This window comes from Paenibacillus wuxiensis (assembly GCF_040195695.1).
Taxonomy (GTDB): domain Bacteria; phylum Bacillota; class Bacilli; order Paenibacillales; family Paenibacillaceae; genus Paenibacillus_B; species Paenibacillus_B suaedae.
On record NZ_JBEFZI010000027.1, the window covers coordinates 1 to 3,621 of the forward strand.

Annotated in this window: 2 protein-coding genes, 9 tRNA genes and 1 rRNA gene; 10 read left to right on the forward strand and 2 right to left on the reverse strand. The window is 43.0% G+C overall.

All coding sequences use genetic code 11. The features are described 5' to 3' along the window. Positions 1-62: 62 nt before the first annotated feature. From rrf to ABN764_RS29365, 9 genes are all read left to right on the forward strand, one after another. Positions 63-179, forward strand: a 5S ribosomal RNA gene (rrf, locus tag ABN764_RS29325). Between the two features lie 53 nt (positions 180-232). Further along, positions 233-308, forward strand: a tRNA-Asn gene (locus ABN764_RS29330). 3 nt (positions 309-311) lie between these two features. Beyond that, positions 312-387: transfer RNA gene (locus ABN764_RS29335), tRNA-Thr, on the forward strand. A gap of 40 nt (positions 388-427) precedes the next feature. Next, positions 428-502 (forward strand) — tRNA-Glu (locus ABN764_RS29340). 93 nt (positions 503-595) lie between these two features. Beyond that, positions 596-671: transfer RNA gene (locus ABN764_RS29345), tRNA-Val, on the forward strand. Between the two features lie 6 nt (positions 672-677). Next, positions 678-753: transfer RNA gene (locus tag ABN764_RS29350), tRNA-Thr, on the forward strand. 12 nt (positions 754-765) lie between these two features. After that, a tRNA-Gln gene (locus tag ABN764_RS29355) sits at positions 766-840 on the forward strand. A gap of 6 nt (positions 841-846) precedes the next feature. After that, positions 847-922: transfer RNA gene (locus tag ABN764_RS29360), tRNA-Lys, on the forward strand. A gap of 12 nt (positions 923-934) precedes the next feature. After that, positions 935-1,018, forward strand: a tRNA-Leu gene (locus ABN764_RS29365). A gap of 98 nt (positions 1,019-1,116) precedes the next feature. Here ABN764_RS29365 and ABN764_RS29370 read toward each other — a convergent pair. Further along, on the reverse strand, positions 1,117-1,371 hold the full coding sequence (locus tag ABN764_RS29370; RefSeq protein ID WP_446673853.1) for a site-specific integrase: 255 nt from the start codon (positions 1,369-1,371) through the stop codon (positions 1,117-1,119). A gap of 1,064 nt (positions 1,372-2,435) precedes the next feature. Then, a complete protein-coding gene (locus ABN764_RS29375; protein WP_072727691.1) occupies positions 2,436-2,864 on the reverse strand; it encodes a hypothetical protein in 429 nt (142 codons plus the stop codon). 682 nt (positions 2,865-3,546) lie between these two features. Between ABN764_RS29375 and ABN764_RS29380 the strand changes: the two genes are divergently transcribed. Beyond that, positions 3,547-3,621, forward strand: a tRNA-Gly gene (locus ABN764_RS29380).

Below are 3,621 nucleotides of genomic sequence, written 5' to 3' on the forward strand. Positions count from 1 at the left end.
ACTTTCGCATTCAGTTTTCAAGGTTCAAACCTTGAACTTCATATTGGCTTTAGCCAATGCTGTTTGGTGGCGATGGCGGAGGGGTTCCACGCGTACCCATCCCGAACACGACCGTTAAGCCCTCCAGCGCCGATGGTACTTGGACCGCAGGGTCCCGGGAGAGTAGGACGTCGCCAAGCAGTCCTTTGTAAGGACTCCATACAGGAAGGGTCCTGTGAGAGTCCAGTAATATTCCCTGATAGCTCAGTTGGTAGAGCACTCGACTGTTAATCGAGTTGTCACAGGTTCGAGTCCTGTTCGGGGAGCCATTTGCTCTCATAGCTCAGTCGGTAGAGTGCATCCATGGTAAGGATGAGGTCACCGGTTCGATCCCGGTTGAGAGCTCCACAGAAGAGATCGAAGTAGTTTATATAGACTTCTATTGCATGGCCCGTTGGTCAAGGGGTTAAGACACCTCCCTTTCACGGAGGTAACAGGGGTTCGAATCCCCTACGGGTCACCATTACAACTTCTCAACTGGTAAAAACTGAGGGTTGAACAAGTTAATTGATTTTGATATGATATAAGAGTTGCTGGTGAAACAAACATACAACATGGACGCTTAGCTCAGCTGGGAGAGCATCTGCCTTACAAGCAGAGGGTCGGCGGTTCGATCCCGTCAGCGTCCACCATAATATGCCGGTGTAGCTCAGTTGGTAGAGCGGCTGACTTGTAATCAGTAGGTCGAGGGTTCGACTCCTTTCGCCGGCACCATTGTTACCTTATTGGGGATTAGCCAAGCGGTAAGGCAACGGACTTTGACTCCGTCACGCATAGGTTCGAATCCTATATCCCCAGCCATTGTAAGAGCCATTAGCTCAGTTGGTAGAGCACCTGACTTTTAATCAGGGTGTCGAAGGTTCGAGTCCTTCATGGCTCACCAGTTAAATATCGTGCGCGTATGGCGGAATTGGCAGACGCACTAGACTTAGGATCTAGCGCCTTTGGCGTGGGGGTTCAAGTCCCTCTACGCGCACCATATCATTAAACCCTTGTCGGACAAGGGTTTTTTGCTGTTTATAGATAGTAAGGGGCGTAAGGCTCCTTGTTTTTGTTAACGGACTTGTTAACGGAAAGCTAGATATCCACAGGATCATTGCTTTTATTCATCGAGTTTATAGCCTCAGAATATTTCGCCATGAGGTTCTTTTTCTTTTCATCTCTCATGTGAGTATAGATGTCTCCGGTTATGGCTACACTAGAATGACCCAACATTTCTTGAATGTCTTTAAGATCGAAACCAAGCTCCCACAAGTTAGTTGCAAATGAATGCCGCAAGTCATGGAATCGAATGTATGGCAGTCCGCTCTTTTTTACTATCTTTTCATAGATGGACGTATTGGCTCACCGTCTGAGTGGCAATTAATCAAACCCCATTGTTGCTGATATATACTTCGTTATTTTGTGCGTTGATATATATGACTCTGATCGATCTTCTCTTTCAGCTTTTCAAGTATACCTATCTATGATAGGTGTGTACCTTTCGGACTTCTTTGTTTTTGGTGCCTGAACAATGAAGCCGAATTCTTTATGATACGTGAGTGACTGCGTAACGTCGATGTAATTGCCTTCATAAGAGAAATCGCTCACCTGGACACCTAGAACCTCACCACGCCGAATTCCTGTGTTTATGGTCGTTAAATAGGCCGTGTAGAAGCGACTCACAGATGCTGCCTTAAGAAATGTCTGACACTGCCCCAGCGTCCACGCGAGAGTTCCTTTTTGGCCAAACGTGGTGGATCAAGCTTCTTCATAATGTCAATGGGAATTAGCTTCTATTTTGCTGGCTCAGGTGTCGATATAGCGGATGTGAAGTGGATGCTATTGATCACCAAAATGCAGACAATAAGATTGAGAGATATTCATTCTATTTGTCTTGAATCAATTTTGCTTATTTGTAGTGATAATTGATGGATGTGATATGCTGCACGATAAGATATAAAATATTTTCGTTTATTCCGGTATGTGAGCAACGCGAGGATAAACACATCCCGAGCATCATGCCTTCCGAAAACGAAAATGTCATAAGCACCAAAGTATTATCTTAGTGCTTAGATTAAGCCATGGCTTCTTTTTAAGCAATACATGCTACCTGCGTACGTTCTTTAGTTTGTGATTGTAACCCAAGCAAAGAATGGGGAGCGTCCTTTTGTTGAACTGTCGGGCAGGATAGTGGTGTTGTAACATAACATGGATAATGCTGTTTAAAGATAAGAGGAGAGAGATATATGCAAAGAGAGGTAATGAAAGATCTAAGATAATTTTTTGGTTTGACAGGGAATGTTACTTTAACCCATTTTGGAGTAGTTTGTCTGGCGGCAATATGAGGCCGGCACCAAAGAAGTAAAGCCCCGGGTTAGTCCGAGGCTTTATTATGATCATTTGCTTAAATGCTTTTAGTATTGTTTTGCCTTAACTTGGATGTCCATATTATGGCCGTCTTTATTAGTAATGAATACTTTCCATTTTTCAGAGATAAAGCCACCAAAGACTTTAATTGTTTCTGTTTTTTGTTGGCCTGAAGATATTGGAATGTCTACCGCATAGTTTTTTCCATCGCGTACTAACGTCATGTACACTGTTCCTGGGCCGTCATTCTTTACATGAACGTCTAAGCTCTTTCCGGCATGGATGTTTGCATGAAATGAGCTCTGGAAGGAATGGTACCCAACGTGACTAACATCAAAAAGTGAAATTTCTCTTGAATCTGTTGAGGTTTCTGATTGAGTTGGTGCAATTCTAGTTGAGTCAGGCGCAGCAGAAGCGAATCCAGTAAATGTTGATAACATTAGCACTGTTGAAATGATGACTAACGATTTTTTCATAGTAACCTCCTTGGAAATGTATATTAATGTTATACATTTCCAATATACCACATATAACCATTAGCTTGTGCTGTAGATGAGTCCTATCTGTGACAAAGACCCGAAATATTCGAGGCTTTACTTGTACACACTAATTAGGTACATCTTTTATAAATAAAGTCCCACCTTTGATGGGACAATTCCTTTTAGATGAAGCGATTGATTCATTATTCGAATTAGCCTTTTACCGTTTTGCTGTTTATTTAGGTAGCTACGTGTTCTTGTAGGTCTCAGTATTATGTTGGAGAATAGAAGGAATTAAATCTTAGGGATAAGCTTAGAAGCCTGTAAGAGCCCTTTTAAACCCTTAAAGAGGGGATTTGGATACGTAAAGCGTCTCAAACCCATCTAGAGCAAATAAGGGGACGTACGACTGGAATAACGATTGCATTCCACTATGGCGACCTGACGAAATGCTCTGAGGGACGGGGGAACGTAGAGAACCGTTGGAGCTTGTGGGCGATAATAGCTGTTAAGCGTTGTGATGAGATGTCCTAGAACAGGCACCTTGAAGTCTCCAGTGGCTCAACAGCAAGGTTCTTCAGCTATTTATTATTTTTTTTGAAATAAGGGTTGCATTACTTAATACCTTATGATATATTATTACTTGTCGCTTCTGATATATCGTTTTGAACGACAAAATGCGGACATAGCTCAGTGGTAGAGTATCGCCTTGCCAAGGCGAGGGTCGCGAGTTCGAATCTCGTTGTCCGCTCCA